We start from the raw sequence: 18,027 nt of genomic DNA, 5'->3' as shown, positions 1-18,027 counted from the left end.
TTTGGGGTGAAGGTCTTTTTTACAGGTGATTAAATGATTGCTCAGGTTATTGTTGATGTAGCTGCACGGCAAACAGACCGTATTTTTGAATATCATATTCCAACAGAATTAGAAAAGGATATTGCGATTGGATCAAGAGTAGTTGTTCCGTTTGGTCCTCGTAAAGTGCAAGGTTTTGTGGTGGGGATCACTGATCAAAGTGAATTTAAAGGTAAACTTAAGGATTTGCTAGTTGTGGTAGATGAGATGCCACCGCTTACGCCAGAGTTGGTAAAGTTATCTGCTGATTTAGCAAAAAATATTTTTTCTTACCGAATTAAAATTTTACAAGCGATGCTACCTTGGGTAATGCGAGCAAATTATCGCAAATTGCTAGTGCCAGCTAATGATAGAGCTGCCAAAATGCCGCTGTTTCAGGGTGATCCAATTGATTTAAATAAAATTACGGATCTGGCGGAGATTAAGCAATTCCGCAAATTATTGCAAGATGATCAAGCAAAGATTGAGTATGTGGTAGAAAATCGAGCCAAGAAGAAAAAAGAAAATCAATATGAACTAGCATTAAAAAAAGAGGAATATCCCAAAATTTACAATACTTTACGTCAAAATGCGGTAAAGCAAAAAAAGTTATTGATGGATATCATTGATAATGCAGCGGACTATCCCAAAAGTCAAAGCCAGCTAGAAAAACAGCTTGGATTGACGGCGGCGAGTTTGAATTCTGCGATTACCAAAGGTTGGTTGAATAAAAAAAGTGTTGAGGTTTATCGCGATCCGTTATCCGGATTTGATGACGGAGAACATAAAACAGCGGTTACCTTAAATGGTGAGCAGCAAGGTGCTTTGAACCAGATCACCCAAGCAATTGAACAGCGCCAGGCTGAGACTTTTTTGTTGGAAGGGATTACTGGTAGCGGGAAGACTGAAGTGTATTTACACGCTATTAGCAAGGCTCTTAAACAGGGGCGAAATGCATTAATGCTGGTGCCAGAAATTTCCTTGACGCCGCAAATGGTTCGTCAGGTTAAGGCACGTTTTGGTCAAGAGGTAGCCGTTTTACATAGTGCCCTATCTGAGGGAGAAAAATATGATGAGTGGCGCCGAATTCGTCGTGGCGAGACTAAGGTGGTCGTTGGCGCTCGGAGTGCAGTTTTTGCTCCACTAGATAATATTGGTTTAATCGTGATCGATGAGGAACATGAGTCTTCATATAAGCAAGAAACCGATCCACGTTATAATGCACGTGATGTGGCTATTTGGCGTAGTAAATTTCATAATTGTCCGTTGGTTTTAGGAAGTGCAACACCATCGTTGGGTAGCCGTGCACGCGCCCAAAAAAATGTCTATCATCTTTTACGGTTAACTGAAAGGGCTAATCAAAAGAAATTGCCTAAAGTTAATTTGATTGATCTAAAGCACGTGCAATTTGCTGGTGGTCAATTTGATTTATCTGTTGAGCTAGTAGATGCAATAAAAAAGCGTTTGGCAAAAAAAGAGCAGGTTATTTTAATGCTCAATCGACGTGGTTTTGCTAATTTTATGCTTTGCCGTGAATGTGGTTTTGTATTAAAATGTCCTAACTGTGATGTTTCTTTAAATTTGCATAAGGATACTAACAGTATGCAATGTCACTATTGTGGTCATACTGAGCCAGTGCCCACACGTTGTCCTAATTGCCAAAGCTCGCAAATTCGTTTTTTAGGTGCAGGTACACAGAAGGTACAAGAAGAATTAGAAGAGCTTCTGCCTGGTGCACGAATCTTGCGGATGGACGTTGATACAACTAGAAGAAAGGGTAGCTATAAGAAAATTCTAGATTCCTTTGGTGCTCATGAAGCTGATATTTTGTTAGGTACGCAAATGATTGCTAAAGGATTAGATTTCCCTAATGTAACTTTAGTTGGAGTAATCAATGCCGATACAGGATTATGGCTTTCTGACTATAATGCTTCTGAAAAGACTTTTGAATTATTAACTCAGGTAGCTGGCCGTGCAGGTCGTGCTGATAAGGAAGGAGAAGTCTTAATTCAAACTTATAATCCAGAGCATTATGCTATTCAACTAGCTCAAACTCAGGACTACGAACGATTTTATGGCTATGAGATGAATATGCGGCATGCTGGTAACTATCCACCATATTTTTATACCGTGCTGATTTCCATTGCTGCTAAAAAAGAACAGAATGCAGCTCGTGAGGCTTTTAGGATTAAGAGGTATTTGAATGAGCACTTGCATGAGCCAACGATTATTTTGGGACCAACGCCAAGTGCAATTTCTCGTGTAAAAAATCAATATTATTATCAAATACTGGTAAAATATAAAAAAGAACCAAATTTAAATGAATTATTACACCATGTTCAAGATTCCGCACAGGAAGCTAAGAAATATGGTTTAAGTATTTTTATTGATAATGAACCAGAGAGAATTATGTAAGGGGATGCTTTAATGACATCAATAATATTTATGGGAACACCGGAATTTTCAGTTCCAGTACTTGAAGGGTTAATTGATGAAGGCTATGAGATTAAAGCCGTGGTCACTCAACCTGATAAAAAGGTAGGACGTAAGCAGAAAATTACTAAGTCACCTGCCAAGATCGCAGCAGAAAAGCATGATTTGCCAATCTTTCAACCAGTTAAGTTGTCTGGATCAGACGAAATGCAGAAATTAATTGATATGCATGCAGATTTGATTGTAACTGCAGCATATGGGCAATTTTTACCAACTAAGTTTTTGAATTCGGTTAAAATTGCGGCAGTTAATGTTCACGGCTCACTTTTGCCTAAATACCGTGGCGGTGCACCAATTCAATATTCACTAATTAACGGTGATAAAGAAACTGGAATTACCATTATGGAAATGGTTAAGAAGATGGATGCTGGTGATATTTATGCTCAAGAAGCAATTAAGATTGAGCCTGATGATAACGCTGGCACTTTATTTAGTAAATTATCAATTGTTGGGCGGGACTTATTGCTTAAGACTTTACCAGCAATTATTGATGGCTCAATTAAAAAGGTTCCACAGGATCCAGAAAAGGTCGTCTTTTCACCTAACATCACTAAAGAACAAGAAAAGCTTAATGTTGATATGACAGCAGAAGAGGCCAACGATATGATTCGTGCTTTGAATCCAGATCCTGGTGCTTATTTGATGATTGAAGGCAAACGTTTCAAGATCTGGAAGGCAGAAATTGCATCTGATTCATCAAGTTTAAATGCCGGCTCTGTTGTTGCTAACAAAGGACGTTTTGCCATTAGTTTTGCTGATAATTCAGTACTTAACTTACTTGAAGTTCAACCAAGTGGCAAAAAGAGAATGGACATCAAGAGCTTTTTAAATGGTCAAGGTAGTAAGTTTGTCCCAGGTGAAGAAATTGTCGATCGATAAGAGTGCACGTGCAGTCAGCTTAGAGACATTGATCAAGGTCTTAGATCAAGGCTCCTATTCTAATATTAGTTTGAATAACAGCTTAAAGCACTCTAACTTGTCAATTGCAGACCAAAATTTAGCTACTAATATTGTTTATGGCACGATTCAGTATCGATTGTTTTTAGAATATCAGTTAAAAGGCTTAGTTAGGACAAAACTGACCGAAAAATATATTAAGCCATTATTGTTAATGTCACTTTACCAGTTGATTTTTTTGGATAAAGTGCCTGATCGTGCTGTACTTGATGAGGCTAATAAACTTGCTAAGCAATATGGCAAGCGACATTCAGCTGGCTTTCGGTTGGTAAATGGGATTTTGCGTTCGTTTACTAGGCGCGGGGTGATTTTACCAGCTGAAAATAATCCAGTTAAATATTTAAGTGTCAAAGAAAGCGTACCTGAATGGTTAGTTCAATATTTAATTGATAACTGGGGCCTAGACAAAGCAAAATCAGTTTTAAACAGTATTAATGAGCCAGCTAAAAACAGTGTGCGTATTTCAAAGTTGGCAGATAAAGAGCAAGTTTTTGCCCAGTTAGAGCGGGATAACTATCAACCACAATGGTCTAAGTTATCAAGCGATGATGTGATTTTGAGTCACGGTGGCATTAGCGAAAGTGATTTGTTTGAAGAAGGCAAGTTAACAATTCAAGATGAGGCTGCCAGTTTAGTTGTAGAGGCTTTTGACTTTGAACAAGATGAGCATGTGCTTGATGCTTGTTCTGCTCCCGGTGGGAAAACCGTGCAAATTGCCGAAAGCATTGTTAATGGTGATGTGACTGCCTTAGATATTCATGATAAAAAATTACGTTTAGTACGAGATAATGCCCAGAGAATGCACGTTGCAAATAAGGTAAAGACTAAGGCATGTGATGCACGTAAGGCTACAGAGATTTTTGCAGCAGGTGAATTTACCAAAATTTTAGTCGATGCCCCTTGTTCTGGGCTTGGATTATTGCGTCGTAAGCCTGAAATTCGCTATACTAAGAGACAACAGGACTTACAAAATTTACAAAAAATTCAATTGGCAATCTTAACTGCAGTAAGTTCACTCTTAAAAAAGAATGGCGAGTTGGTTTATTCAACTTGCTCAATTTCAATGGAAGAAAATGAAGAGGTAGTTAAGAAGTTTTTGCAAGCACATCCTGACTTTGAACTAGTTCCATTTAAGTTAACTAAACTTGAATCAAAGACAGGGATGTTGAAAATAATGCCTGATCTAGATGGCAATGATGGATTTTTCATTGCTAAATTTAAGTTACGAGGTTAGATTTTTGATTGAAACAGCATACGCTTCGAGTATTGGTAAAGTACGGAAAAGCAATCAAGATTTTGTAAAAGTTTTTAAAAATCAAAAGGGAATTGTCTTAGCAATTGTCTGTGATGGTATGGGCGGCCATCAAGGTGGTGACGTTGCTTCAACAATGGCAGTCACCCATTTAGGACATAATTTTAGTATGACTGACTTTGCAGATGCTAATCTTGCTCATAAATGGCTTGATGTGCAATTAAATTCTGAAAATGAAACAATTTTAAAGACTGCTGATAAGTTTCCTGACTTAAATGGAATGGGGACAACGATTGTATTGGCGTTTGCATTTGATAAAAATGCCTTAATTGCTCATTTAGGTGATTCTCGGGCTTATAGTTATTCTGAAGGTAAATTTGTCCAATTAACTGAAGATCATTCTTTGGTTAACGAATTAGTTAAGATGGGTCAGATTACTAAAGAACAAGCTAAACACCATCCCCAGAAAAATATTATTACGCAAGCATTAGGCGTCTCAAGTACGATTGATCCTGAATTTGATGAGATCAAGATGGGGGGAAACGACATTATTTTGCTCTGTACTGATGGCCTAACCAATTCACTTAGCGATCCACAAATCCAACAAATTTTGGCAACTAAGGAGCTTAGCTTAAGAGAACGTTGTAATAAATTGATTAGTGAGGCCAATCGATTAGGTGGTGGTGATAATATTACTGTCTGCCTAATTTGGAACAAGGAGGACGAGAGCAGTGATCGATAAAGGTTATCTGCTTGGGGAACGTTACCGCATCATCGATACCTTAGGTGAAGGCGGAATGGCCAATGTCTATCTAGCGGAAGATATTATCCTGCAACGTAAGGTGGCAGTTAAAATTTTACGCCTTGATTTGCAGAATGAACCGCAAACCCAAGCTCGTTTTCAAAGAGAGGCATTAGCTACAAGTGAATTAAGTCATCCTAATATTGTTTCTGTACTTGATGTAGGTACCGATCATGGTTTGCCATACATGGTAATGGAGTATGTTGATGGTCCTAATCTAAAAGAATATATTCAAAAAAATTCACCTTTGGATTTAAATGAAATTATTCGAATTATGGATCAGATATTGAGTGCAGTTGCATTAGCTCATAAGCACAATGTTATTCATCGTGATCTAAAACCACAGAATATGTTGATGGATAAGCGCGGCAATATTAAAATAGCTGATTTCGGAATTGCCGTTGCTTTGAATCAAAGCTCGATTACACAAACTAATTCAGTAATGGGTTCAGTTCATTATATGTCTCCTGAGCAAACGCGTGGCGGAATGGTTACTAAACAATCTGACATCTATTCCTTGGGAATAATTTTATATGAATTGATCACAGGAACTGTTCCGTTTAACGGTGATACACCAGTGGCAATTGCACTGAAGCATGCGCAAGAACCAATTCCTTCAATTCGCAAGAAAGATTCAAGTGTACCACAAGCGCTGGAAAATGTTGTTTTAAAGGCAACCGCGAAAGATCCACGAGATAGATATGCTACAGCTCAGGAAATGAAAGCAGATTTGGATAGTAGCTTGGATCCTGAACGGGCAGATGAACCGGTTTTTGTACCATATCATGGTAATAACGATGATAAAACAATTGTATTGCCTGGATTTAAGCCACAAAAGGAAGAAAAAGAAGTGGTGGAGCCAGCAAAAACCGAATCAGTAGAATCAAGCAAGCCAGTAAAGAAAAAGACTTTTTTACAGAATGTCAAAAGTCACAAATGGTGGTGGCTGATCTCAATTATTGCCGCGGGTTTAATCATTTTTATGATGATTTTCGCTTTAAGTGGTACTGGAAATAAACGACAGGATGTTAATATTCCTGATGTAACTAATATTGCAGAAAAAGCAGCTGAGAGTAAACTTGAAGCAGCAGGCTTACAGGTTGGAAAAATTATTAGGCGACAATCAGATGATATAAAAAAAGGCCGGGTTATTGCGACAAAACCAACTGCAGGCAATAGTCTAGAGCGGGGAAAGAGCGTTGATTTAATTGTTTCCAGCGGTTCTAGCATGGTTAAAGTTCCTGATATGGTTGGGAAGAACTATGCCGAAGCGGCAGAAAAATTAGAAAATATGGGCTTTGATGTAGTTAGAGAGGACCAATATTCTAATAAAGTTGACGAAAATCAAGTTATTTCTCAAAGCATTGCTGCAGGTGTAGAGGTTAAGCCGACCCAGACTACAATTACGTTGATAGTTTCACGTGGCAAGCAGGCTAGATCACATTCAAATATGGTTACCTTGAAAGACTTAAGTAATTATTCTTTGAAGAGTGCTCAAGACTATGCCAAAGAACATGGCCTGACTTTACAAATCAATCAAGAATATTCTGATGATGTTGAGAAGGGCTTAATAATTTCGATGGAGCCAGGTCCGGGTACTAAGGTTGAGCGTGGTTCAACTGTTACCATCAAGGTCTCGAAAGGTCCAAAGGAAGACAAGGAAACTACTGTAACTAAGACCTTTACCGTTGACTATGTTGGTGATGATCTTTCTAAGAGTGAGAAGCCTGATAATGATAAAGGAAGCAATAACTCTGAGTCAGAATCCGTTAATGGCAAGGGTGATCATGTCCAGATCTATATTAAGGATGATGATCATTCCTTGAACAATATTTATCGTGACTTGTATATTAAGCATGATATGAGTTTCTCGATTCCATTTAACATTAGAGAAGGTAGTGGACAATTAAAGGTTGTTCGCAATGGCGATACAGTTTTGAATGAAAAGGTGACTAAATAAATGAAACTAGCGCAAGGAACCGTCGTTGGTTTGATTGCTGGTTATTATGATGTAGAAACCGCTGCGGGTATCGTGAGAACGCGTGCTCGCGGCGTTTTTCGTCAAAAAAAGCAAAAACCGGCAGTTGGCGATCATGTGGAAATTCAGATAGATGATAAAGGAATGAGCTATCTGGTGAAAATTTTGCCGCGGATTAATCGAATTGGGCGACCAGCAGTTGCTAATGTAAGTCATGTTTTGTTAGTAATTTCTGCAGTAGAACCGGATTTTTCTGTAGAGCTGTTAGATCGTTTTTTGACTTTCTTTTCTTGGCAAAAAGTTGGTGTAACAATTTACTTGTCTAAAGCAGATTTGCTATCAGAAGCAAAGTTAAACACAATCAAGCAAGCTTTAGCATATTATCAAAAAATAGGTTATCCTGTTTTCACCGATTATCATGAAATGCAAATTCAGATTCCTAAAATGATCGAAAAAAATCAAATTTGGACTTTAGCAGGACAGTCAGGTGCTGGTAAGTCAACTTTGCTTAACCATTTAAAAAAAGATGCTAATCAAGCGACTGGTGCGATCTCAACTAGCTTGAATCGTGGGAAACATACTACTAGAAAGGTCGAACTTTTTAAGTTAGGCGCGGGCTTTTTAGCAGATACGCCAGGTTTTTCGTCAATTGATTTGACACCAATCAAGTTGAATGAGTTATGTAATTACTTTGTTGAGTTTAAAAAGGAAAGTATTCACTGTAAGTTCCGCGGATGTCAGCATTTGCAGGAGCCAGGCTGTGAAGTAAAGAAGTTACTTGAAGCCGGAGAAATTCTGGCAAGTAGATATGAAGATTATTTGGCTATGCGGACTGAGATTAGTGAAGGTCGCATACCGGAATATTTAAAATAGAGGTAATAGCTGATGATGATTGCACCCTCAATTTTGAACGCAAATAATATTGATCTTAAAAATGATATTGAAAATGCAGTCCAGGCTGGAATTAGCCGTTTTCATATTGATATTATGGATGGACATTTTGTGCCTAATTTATCTTTTGGACCGCAACTAATCAAAGATTTCAAGCGTGAATTTCCGATGACAGATGCTGAAATTCACTTAATGAGTGATGCCCCAGATAAGTTGGTACCAGCTTTTGTTAGTGCAGGAGCAGATTTGGTCGAACTACACTATGAAGCAATGGACAAGCCTAAGTTATATTATTGGTTCGATTATTTAGCTTCTAATGGCGTTGATGCTGCTTTGGCAATTAGTCCAGATACACCAGTTGAAGTGGTTGAACCGTATTTGCCATTACTGAAACAAGTATTAGTAATGACGGTCAAGCCGGGATTTGGTGGACAGAGTTTTCTTCCTGAATCAGTTAGTCGAATTAAGTCAGTTAGAGAGATTGTCGGCTCTGATTTTGATATTGAGGTCGACGGCGGTATTAATGATCAGACTATTAAATTAGCTGAAAATGCTGGCGCTAATATATTTGTTGTTGGTTCATACTTGTATGAAAATGGTGATGTTGGCAGTCAAGTACATAAATTAGAAAAGATTATTAAGTAATGAAAGCATATGCATTGTTGGGCGGTCCAACTGAATTGTGGCCTGAAGATATTGAAGAAAAGCTGGCTCAAGCTGATTTAGTTATTGGGGTTGATCGTGGTGCCTTGTTTTTAGAAGAACTGGGAATAATCCCTGATGTGGCAGTAGGTGACTTTGATTCTTTACACGAAAATGACTTAAGCCAAATAGAAAGTAATGTTCAAGACATTCGTTATTCTAATCCTGTCAAGGATTGGACTGATTCTGAGCTAATGTTGCAGATTGCTTTTGAAGATTATCATGTGGATGAATTAGTGATTTTTGGTGCTACAGGTGGAAGATTGGATCATTTTTTGATCAATCTATTAGTGTTGCTAAATCCTGAAATGAGATTATATGCGAAAAAAGTAACGTTGATTGACCAACAAAATCTAATTTGCTTTTTTAATGCAGGCACGCATGTTGTTGAAAAAAGAAAAAATTACTCTTATATTGGTTTTGCAGCTTTAACAGCAATCGAAGATTTTAATATTATTGGTGCAAGATATGAGTTGAAGCACTATTCTGGAAACTATCCTCGTGTTTTTTCATCAAATGAATTTTTGCCTAATAGTAATGAATTCAGGATTAGCTTGCAAAATGGTATGATTGCAGCAATTTATTCTAAAGATATTAATCGTTTTCATGATTTATAGGTTAAAATAGAACTATAGAAAAGAAACAAGGGAATTCAAATGAAATATATTGACTTTGAAAAAGATATTGCTGGTTTCGAAAACGGTCGCTACGAAGCAAGACTTGACCGTGCAAAATAAAATGTAGAAGACTACATGCATAAGAACCACGTTCACATTTTTGATAAAAAGAAGAAGGAAGTAGCTACTATCCAATGGCTTAGTTAGAAATGTAACTTATCAAGATTTGGGCTTGCCAACTAAGTTGGGTGAAATGATTACTGAGTATGCATACACGCCAATTGATGAAAGAATGGCCGACGAAATTCCTGATGACGATAAGCATCACAATATTATGAAGTAAAGTAAAACGGTAAGAAGACAAAATAAAATGGTCTTCTTACCGTTTTTTATATAAATCATTAAAATAAGTAAAAAAATAAGCTTGCAAGATCAGTGATCTAACAAGCTCTTGGTCTATTAGGCACGAGTAACTTTACCAGACTTTAAAGCCTTGGTTGAAACCCATACGCGCTTTGGCTTACCGTCAACAAGAATGCGAACTTTTTGAAGGTTTGGCTTCCAAGCACGACGAGTTGAGTTCAATGAGTGTGAACGTTTGTTACCGAATGTAGTCTTCTTACCTGTTACGTAATCTTTTGCCATTTGCTAAACCTCCTTTATTTGTGATGTCATACTTAATTAGATTATCATATGTTTTCGCGCAATTCAATACTAAAAGGATTTTTTCAGGTGTATTTTAATTATTGATTATGTCGTTACTATGATAAAATAATAAACGTATATATAGATAATAAGACGGAGGACGAAACATGGCTGTTAAGATCAAGACAAAAGATGGTTTGATTGATATTTCAAACGGTGTAATCGCAACTGTTGTTGGTGGCGCAGCTACGTCTAACTATGGCGTTGTAGGTATGGCATCAAAGAATGCCATTCGCGATGGATTTGACGGGATTCTTAATCGTGCCAATTATAAGCGCGGTGTTGTTGTCAAGTCAGAAGATAACGAAATTACGGTTGATGTGTACATTATTGTTGGTTATGGTTTGAAGATTTCTGAAGTAAGTAAGAATGTTCAAGATAGTGTTAAGTTCAATTTGAAGAATCAATTAGGAATAGACACTAAGGCCGTTAATGTCATTGTACAAAGCGTTAAGGTACTTGACGAATAACACAAGCGGAGGTTTTAAATAGTGGTTTTAAATGAGATAGATAGTAAGCAATTTAGAGATATGGTACGTGTTGCCACTCATCGAATTGGTAAAAATGCGGAGTTTGTTAACTCTTTGAATGTTTTCCCAGTTCCTGATGGTGATACTGGTACTAATATGAACTTAACCATTGAAAGTGGTGCTAAGGCTGTTTCAGAAAATCCAAGTACTAGTGTTAGTGATTTAACTGAAAGCTTGGCTAAAGGTATGCTAATGGGTGCCCGTGGTAACAGTGGGGTTATCACTTCACAATTATTCCGTGGCTTTTACAAGGCTACCCAAGGGATGAAGACCTTAACTGCACAGGAATTAGCAAATGCTTTTTCAAATGGTGTTGCTACTGCTTATAAGGCTGTAATGAAGCCAGTTGAAGGTACTATTCTTACTGTAGCTCGTGTTGCTGCACAAGCCGGTGCTACTAAGGCCAATGACACCGACGATGTAACTGAAGTAATGAAAGCTGTAGTTGAAGGTGCTAAGAAGGCTCTTAAGTCAACTCCAGATTTATTGCCTGTTTTGAAGCAAGTTGGTGTAGTTGACTCAGGTGGTCAAGGCCTTTTGTTTATCTATGAAGGCTTTTTGGAAGGCTTAATGGGTGAAAACTTTGCAGATCAATATCAACCTGACGAAAATGAAATGGATGAAATGATCAATGCAATGCACCACCAATCTTCAGTTCAAAGCCAATTGGCTACTCAAGATATTAAAAATGGCTACTGTACTGAAATCATGGTTGATCTTGATGCCGATGTGCCAAATAAAAAGAAGTTTGATTTGGAAGAATTTAGAAAGCACTTGTCTGGCTTGGGCGATTCATTATTAGCTGTTTCTGATGGTGAAATTGCTAAGGTTCACGTTCATACTGAACACCCTGGTGATGTTTTCCAATACGGTAGTCAGTTTGGTCAATTAGGCAAGATCAAGATTGATAACATGAGAATCCAACACGAAAGCATCGTTGACCAAGATGAAGAACAACAAGAAGCAGTTGATTTTGCAGTGATCGCAGTTGCTTCAGGTAACGGTATTCGTAAGTTGTTTGAAAGTGAAGGTGTTAACCGGATTATCTCGGGTGGGCAAACGATGAACCCATCAACTCAAGACTTTATTGATGCAATCAAGAAGTCTGGTGCGAAGAAAGCTATTGTCTTGCCAAACAACGGTAATATTGTTATGGCTGCTAAGCAGGCTGCTGAAGTTAGTGATATTCCTGTTGGTATTGTACCAACTAAGACTATTTCTCAGGGTTTAACCGCAATGCTTTCATTCAATCCAGATGCATCTGTTGATGAAAATGTGGAAGCTATGACAGAGGACTTAGATACGGTTGTTTCAGGTGAAGTTACTCAAGCTACCCGTGATACTGAAATCGATGAAGTAGAAATTCATAAGAATGACTACTTGGGAATTGTTGATGGCAAGATTAAGGTTGACAATGCTGATTTAATTAAGACTACTGTTGATATGATTGAAAAGATGCTGGATGAAGATTCAGAAATTATCACAATTATGTTTGGCCGTGATGCTAGTGAAGAGCAAGCACAAGAAGTAGTTGAACAACTTGAAGCCAAACATGATGATCTTGAATTTGAAATTCATGATGGTGGTCAACCTGTATATCACTTCTTAGTATCAGTTGAATAACAATGATTGATAATGCATTATTTGCTCCTGTCACAGACTTAAAGGGTGTAGGGACAAAGACTGCAGCTGCACTAGGAAGCTTAGGCATTTATAGTATTTATGACCTGCTCTTTTACTTTCCTTTTCGTTATGACGAATTACAAACGTTGCCGCTTGATCAAATCATGGATGGTCAAAAAGTAATGCTGAAGGGAATAGTAGCTACTGAAGCATTTGTTAGTCGGTTTGGCTATAAGAAATCTCGCTTAAGTTTCAAGATGAGAATTGACCATGATGTGATCATGGTCAATTTTTTTAATCAGCCGTGGTTAAAAAATAAAATTGAGATCGGACAAGAAGTAGCTATTTATGGTAAATACAATGTTGCTCGGCAAAGTTTGTCAGCCTTTAAATTTGTAGCAGCAAAAGAAAACGATAGTGGTATGGCGCCAATCTATCCGGTTAATCGACATGTTAAACAAAAGAAACTAGTTGATCTAATTAATTTAGCCATTGATGATTTTATTGATCAAGTACAGGACATTGTCCCAGAAAAGCTACGACAAGAATATCGTTTATTCAATGATCAAATGATTATTGAAAAGATGCATCACCCCAAGAATAGTCATGAGGCTGAACTAGCTAAGAGAAGTGCAATTTTTCGTGAGTTTTTTATTTTTGAATTACAATTAGCTTTATTGACCCGTAATGATGGTAAACAAATGGGTTATGCAAAGAAATACGATCTGACAGAAATTGCTCAATTAACTAAATCTCTGCCATTTGAATTATCAGATGATCAAAAGCATGTGGTTAATGAAATCTTTGTTGATATGCATTCTGATGGTCAAATGCGGCGACTTTTGCAGGGTGATGTTGGTTCTGGAAAAACTGTTGTAGCCGTTTATGCGATTTTTGCAGCCATTACAGCTGGCTATCAGGCGGCTTTGATGGTGCCAACAGAAATTCTGGCAACTCAGCATTTCAAAAAAATCGATGAATTGTTGCGTCCTTTAGGTGTGCGAGTAGCTCTTTTAACAGGCAATACAAAAACACTGGAGCGGCGTGAGATCTACCGTGAATTAACTGATGGCACGATTAATGTGGTAATTGGCACTCATGCTTTAATTCAAGATAGTGTTATCTTTAAAAAATTAGGTCTAGTCATTATTGATGAGCAGCACCGTTTTGGTGTAGGACAACGACAAGCTTTGATTAATAAAGGCGATCAACCAGATATTTTGGCAATGACTGCTACGCCAATCCCGCGGACGCTGGCTTTGACAGTTTATGGTGATATGACAGTCTCTGAAATACATCATTTACCAGTCGGAAGAAAGCCAATTATTTCCACATGGAAAACAAGTAGTCAAATGAAGGAAGTCTATCGACAAATGCAAGAGCAGCTAAATCAAGGCTTTCAGATTTACGCTGTGACACCATTGATTACCGAGTCAGAGACGTTAGACTTAAAAAATGCAGAAGAATTGCATGAAAAATTAAGCCATGATTTTCCTAATCACAAGGTAGTCCTGCTTCATGGTCAAATGCCAGGTGCACAAAAAGATGAAATAATGGCTGCATTTGCAGCTGGTGAGATTAATATTTTAGTGACTACTAGTGTGATTGAAGTTGGGGTCGATGTAGCCAATGCGAATATGATGGTAATTTACAATGCTGATCGTTTTGGCTTAAGTCAATTGCACCAACTGCGTGGTCGAATTGGTCGAGGACAAACACAAAGTTATTGTGTCTTTCTAGCTGATCCTAAGACCGATTCAGGTAAAGCAAGAATGAAAATTATTGCGTCGACCAATGACGGCTTCAAATTAGCTGAAGAAGATTTAAAGATGCGCGGTGAAGGTGATTTGTTTGGTAAGGCTCAGTCAGGATTGCCAGAATTTCGTGTGGGTGATGTAGTAAATAACTACAATACATTGGTCGTTGCGCAAAAAGAAGCACGAGCTTTGGTTGCGGCTGATCCTGATTTATCAGATCCAGGACATAAGGCACTTAAGCAAGTGCTAGAATATAAGCAATTAGAGCAAAACAGAATTTAGAAAAGATTGTGGTGAATATATGAGAACAATTGCAATTGATGCGATGGGTGGCGAAAATGCCCCAGATGCAATCGTTAAGGCGGTTTTACAAGCTAAAACTGGAATGCCTGAGACTAAATTTTTATTATTTGGTGATAAAGAAGCATTAAGAAAACTAATCCCTGAAGATCAAATTAATGATCAATTAGGAGTTGTACCTACAACAGAAGTTATTGCTGATGAAGATGAACCAGTTAAGGCAATCAGAAAAAAGAAAGACTCTTCAATGGTTGTGGCAGCTAACTTCGTTAAGGAAGGAAAAGCTGATGCGTTGCTTTCCTTAGGCAATACTGGTGCATTACTTGCTTGTGGAATTTTTATTATTGGTCGAATCAAGGGGATTGTTCGTCCAGGTTTGATGCCTACTTTACCTGTTCAAAATAGTGACGATGGCTTCAATATGGTTGATGTTGGTGCTAATGCTAAGAGTAAGCCAGAATATCTTTTACAATGGGCCGAAATGGCTTCGTACTATGCTGAGAAGATTCGCGGCATTAAAAATCCGCGAGTAATGCTCTTAAATAATGGAGCTGAAAGCGACAAGGGTGATGATGTTCACCAAAAGGCCTATGAATTGCTTAAAGAAAGTAATTTGAATTTCTTAGGTAATATTGAAGGTAATGAATTGCTATTAGGCAAGGCAGATGTGGTAGTAACCGATGGCTTTACCGGAAACGCTGTACTTAAGAACATTGAAGGAACCTCTAGCGTCTTGCTTCATTTATTAAAAGATAGTTTATTAAATGGCGGTGTAATGACCAAGTTAGGTGCCTTAATGGTGAAGGGCTCGTTATCAAGCTTAAAATCTAAATTTGATACGGCTAAATATGGTGGTGCAGTTTTACTAGGCGTTAATGCACCGGTAGTTAAAACCCACGGTAGATCAAATGAACGTCCAATTTATTTCACTCTTAAGCAAGTAGATAAAATGGTTAAAGAAAAACTTGTTGCAGATTTTAGAGACGAATTCGCTGAAAAATAGTACAATGTTTTATTAAAAAGGAGAAGTTTTATGTCAGAAGAAGAAATTTTTAATAAAATTAAAGACATGATCGCTGATAATTTTGATGTTGATAAGGATAAGATCACTGAAGACACTAATTTTATGAACGATTTAGATGCTGATTCAATTGATTTGGTTGAATTTATTTTGCAATTGGAAGATGAATTTGGCGCAGAAATTCCTGACGATGAAGCTGAAAAAATTAAAACAATTGGTGATGCTGTTTCATATATTAAGTCTCATCAAGGATAATTTTCTAAAAAAGGCCGTGTCGTGATTTGCATATGACCGGCTTTGTGTTTATAATTAGAAAATAAATAGAAAAGATTAAATGCTTTTAATAAAAAAGCTCGAGATGGAGGAATGACCTTTGGAGAAGCAGAGTGATCTTTTATTAGATATTCAACACCTGCATACGGCATACCGTTTGCAAGGGAAATTCTATGATGCGGCAGACGATGTTAATCTGACTCTGAAGCGCGACGAGATTTTAGCCATCGTTGGTGAATCTGGTTGTGGTAAGAGTACAATTGCCTCAAGTATCATTGGATTGTACGACCATAAAAATACTAAAGTAACAGGGGACATTCTTTACAATGAATTAAACCTAGTTGGCTTGAATGAATCACTTTTCAATAAGATTCGTGGGGACAAGATCGGAATGATCTTCCAGGACCCGTTAGCCAGCTTGAACCCATTGATGCGTGTTGGTGACCAAGTTGCTGAAACTCTTTATTACCACACTGATATGGACGAAAAGGCACGTCACGCACGTGTCATTGAATTGTTTAATCAAGTAGGAATGCCAAAGCCTGAAGAAATGTACGAAATGTACCCACATGAGTTGTCTGGTGGGCTTCGTCAGCGTGTTGTAATTGCGATGGCGATTGCATGTAAGCCTGAAGTTATTATTGCCGATGAACCAACAACAGCTTTGGATGTTACTATTCAAGCTCAAATTTTGGATTTGCTTGAAGATATTCAAAAGCAATCACATTCGGGGATCATTTTGATCACTCACGACTTAGGTGTTGTAGCAGAAACTGCTGATGAAGTTGCAGTCATGTATGCTGGTCAAATTGTTGAAAAATCTGATGTAAAGACAATTTTTGAAAACCCACTTCATCCATATACTCGATCATTACTTAACTCAATGCCTCAATCAGACGATACGGATGAAGATCTTCATGTAATTCACGGTACTGTGCCATCTTTGAAGAATATGCCACGTACTGGTGATAGATTTGCTGCAAGAATTCCTTGGATTCCTGCTAGCGCACATGAAGAAGAACCTAAGGTGCATGAAGTTGCGCCAGGTCACTGGGTAAGATGTACTTGCTGGAAGTCATTCCACTTTGAGGATGAAAAGACAGCAAGTGGGGAGTAGTTTATGGCAAAAGAAATTATTCAAATCAAAGATTTAAAGGTCTATTACCCAATTCGCTCTGGATTTTGGAACAGAATTACTGATTATGTCCGTGCCGTTGATGGGATTAATTTCTCAATTGGTGAAGGTGAAACTTACGGTTTAATCGGTGAATCTGGTTCTGGTAAATCTACTACCGGTAAGGCGATTGTTGGGGTTGAAAAAGTTACAAGTGGTCAAATCATGTATAAGGGTTTGGACGTAACTAAGGCAAGCAACCGTAAGAAGCTTGATTATAATAAAGATGTTCAAATGATCTTCCAGGATTCAATGTCAAGTTTGAACCCAAGAAAGAGAATTGAAGATATCATTGCAGAGCCAATTAGAAACTTTGAAAATCTGACTACTGATCAAGAACGTGATCGTGTTCAAGAATTGTTGGATATTGTAGGGATGCCTAGTGATGCGATCTACAAGTACCCACATGAATTCTCAGGTGGTCAGCGTCAGAGAATCGGTGTTGCTCGTGCCGTTGCTACTAATCCCAAGTTGATTGTAGCTGATGAACCAACTTCTGCTTTGGACTTGTCAGTTCAAGCACAGGTGTTGAACTTTATGAAGCACATTCAACAACAATATAACATTGCTTACTTGTTCATTTCTCACGACTTGGGTGTCGTTAAGCACATGTCAGAAAACTTGGCAATAATGCACCGTGGTCGTTTGGTTGAATTAGGTAGCCGTGAAGAAATTTACAAGCACCCAATTCATATCTATACTAAGCGTTTGCTTTCCGCTATTCCTCAAGTTGATGTTAAACATCGTGAAGAACACAAGAAACATCGCGAACAAGTTGAAAAGGAATTCCAAGAAAATCAAAGCAAGTGGTACGACAAGGATGGTCGTGTATATCCATTACAACAAGTAGCACCTAAGCACTGGGTAGCTTTGCCAAAAGATATGGCCCACGAAGCTAAACTTGAAGAATTAGAAGAAAAGGAGAGTGATTAAG

16 protein-coding genes and 1 pseudogene are annotated in these 18,027 nt (G+C 37.9%); 16 read left to right on the top strand and 1 reads right to left on the bottom strand.

The window, feature by feature from the left end; genetic code table 11:
- Positions 1–33: 33 nt before the first annotated feature.
- The 9 genes and pseudogenes from priA to CP352_RS11530 all read left to right on the top strand — a co-directional run bounded on the left by priA (position 34) and on the right by CP352_RS11530 (position 10,053).
- Entirely contained in the window at positions 34–2,433 is a 2,400-nt protein-coding gene (priA, locus tag CP352_RS02450; protein ID WP_089142894.1) for a primosomal protein N', read from the top strand.
- Positions 2,434–2,445: 12 nt separating this feature from the next.
- Positions 2,446–3,390, top strand: a complete 945-nt coding sequence (fmt, locus tag CP352_RS02445) for a methionyl-tRNA formyltransferase (RefSeq protein ID WP_060461964.1) — start codon at positions 2,446–2,448, stop codon at positions 3,388–3,390.
- Positions 3,341–4,702 carry a 16S rRNA (cytosine(967)-C(5))-methyltransferase RsmB gene (rsmB, locus tag CP352_RS02440; protein WP_005721985.1) on the top strand — a complete coding sequence of 454 codons (1,362 nt, stop codon included), beginning with the start codon at positions 3,341–3,343 and terminating at the stop codon, positions 4,700–4,702. The genes fmt and rsmB overlap by 50 nt, the downstream gene beginning before the upstream one ends.
- A gap of 4 nt (positions 4,703–4,706) precedes the next feature.
- The gene (locus CP352_RS02435; protein WP_005719381.1) at positions 4,707–5,462 is read left to right on the top strand and encodes a Stp1/IreP family PP2C-type Ser/Thr phosphatase; all 756 of its coding nucleotides are present in this window, start codon (positions 4,707–4,709) and stop codon (positions 5,460–5,462) included.
- Positions 5,452–7,482: a Stk1 family PASTA domain-containing Ser/Thr kinase gene (gene pknB, locus CP352_RS02430; protein WP_089142893.1), complete on the top strand. Its 2,031-nt coding sequence runs from the start codon at positions 5,452–5,454 to the stop codon at positions 7,480–7,482. The genes CP352_RS02435 and pknB overlap by 11 nt, the downstream gene beginning before the upstream one ends.
- Positions 7,483–8,373, top strand: coding sequence for a ribosome small subunit-dependent GTPase A (gene rsgA / locus CP352_RS02425; protein WP_089142892.1), 891 nt, complete (start codon positions 7,483–7,485; stop codon positions 8,371–8,373).
- 12 nt (positions 8,374–8,385) lie between these two features.
- On the top strand, positions 8,386–9,036 hold the full coding sequence (rpe, locus tag CP352_RS02420) for a ribulose-phosphate 3-epimerase (protein ID WP_005719376.1): 651 nt from the start codon (positions 8,386–8,388) through the stop codon (positions 9,034–9,036).
- Positions 9,036–9,710: a thiamine diphosphokinase gene (locus CP352_RS02415; protein WP_065989486.1), complete on the top strand. Its 675-nt coding sequence runs from the start codon at positions 9,036–9,038 to the stop codon at positions 9,708–9,710. The genes rpe and CP352_RS02415 overlap by 1 nt, the downstream gene beginning before the upstream one ends.
- Before the next feature lie 39 nt (positions 9,711–9,749).
- Positions 9,750–10,053 (top strand): annotated as a pseudogene (locus CP352_RS11530) (hypothetical protein).
- A 116-nt stretch (positions 10,054–10,169) separates the two neighbouring features.
- Here the strand turns inward: CP352_RS11530 and rpmB are convergent.
- Positions 10,170–10,355 (bottom strand): 50S ribosomal protein L28, encoded by a 186-nt coding sequence (rpmB, locus tag CP352_RS02405; RefSeq protein ID WP_005719372.1) that lies wholly within the window; start codon positions 10,353–10,355, stop codon positions 10,170–10,172.
- A 167-nt stretch (positions 10,356–10,522) separates the two neighbouring features.
- On the opposite strand from rpmB, the gene CP352_RS02400 reads away from it, so the two are divergent.
- The 7 genes from CP352_RS02400 (at position 10,523) to CP352_RS02370 (ending at position 18,026) form a co-directional block, all read left to right on the top strand.
- Positions 10,523–10,885 carry an Asp23/Gls24 family envelope stress response protein gene (locus CP352_RS02400; protein WP_005719370.1) on the top strand — a complete coding sequence of 121 codons (363 nt, stop codon included), beginning with the start codon at positions 10,523–10,525 and terminating at the stop codon, positions 10,883–10,885.
- A 21-nt stretch (positions 10,886–10,906) separates the two neighbouring features.
- On the top strand, positions 10,907–12,568 hold the full coding sequence (locus CP352_RS02395) for a DAK2 domain-containing protein (RefSeq protein ID WP_005719368.1): 1,662 nt from the start codon (positions 10,907–10,909) through the stop codon (positions 12,566–12,568).
- 2 nt (positions 12,569–12,570) lie between these two features.
- The gene (recG, locus tag CP352_RS02390) at positions 12,571–14,607 is read left to right on the top strand and encodes an ATP-dependent DNA helicase RecG (protein WP_089142891.1); all 2,037 of its coding nucleotides are present in this window, start codon (positions 12,571–12,573) and stop codon (positions 14,605–14,607) included.
- 19 nt (positions 14,608–14,626) lie between these two features.
- Positions 14,627–15,628 (top strand): phosphate acyltransferase PlsX, encoded by a 1,002-nt coding sequence (gene plsX / locus CP352_RS02385; protein WP_005719364.1) that lies wholly within the window; start codon positions 14,627–14,629, stop codon positions 15,626–15,628.
- A 30-nt stretch (positions 15,629–15,658) separates the two neighbouring features.
- The gene (acpP, locus tag CP352_RS02380; RefSeq protein ID WP_005719363.1) at positions 15,659–15,901 is read left to right on the top strand and encodes an acyl carrier protein; all 243 of its coding nucleotides are present in this window, start codon (positions 15,659–15,661) and stop codon (positions 15,899–15,901) included.
- 118 nt (positions 15,902–16,019) lie between these two features.
- The gene (locus CP352_RS02375) at positions 16,020–17,036 is read left to right on the top strand and encodes an ABC transporter ATP-binding protein (protein ID WP_005723130.1); all 1,017 of its coding nucleotides are present in this window, start codon (positions 16,020–16,022) and stop codon (positions 17,034–17,036) included.
- A 3-nt stretch (positions 17,037–17,039) separates the two neighbouring features.
- The gene (locus CP352_RS02370; RefSeq protein WP_023488745.1) at positions 17,040–18,026 is read left to right on the top strand and encodes an ATP-binding cassette domain-containing protein; all 987 of its coding nucleotides are present in this window, start codon (positions 17,040–17,042) and stop codon (positions 18,024–18,026) included.
- The last annotated feature ends 1 nt before the right edge of the window (position 18,027 follow it).

The organism is Lactobacillus sp. UMNPBX1, from assembly GCF_002554085.1.
Lineage (GTDB): Bacteria > Bacillota > Bacilli > Lactobacillales > Lactobacillaceae > Lactobacillus > Lactobacillus crispatus.
The sequence above is the reverse complement of the archived record's forward strand: the minus strand, read 5'-3'. Positions and strand labels throughout refer to the sequence as shown.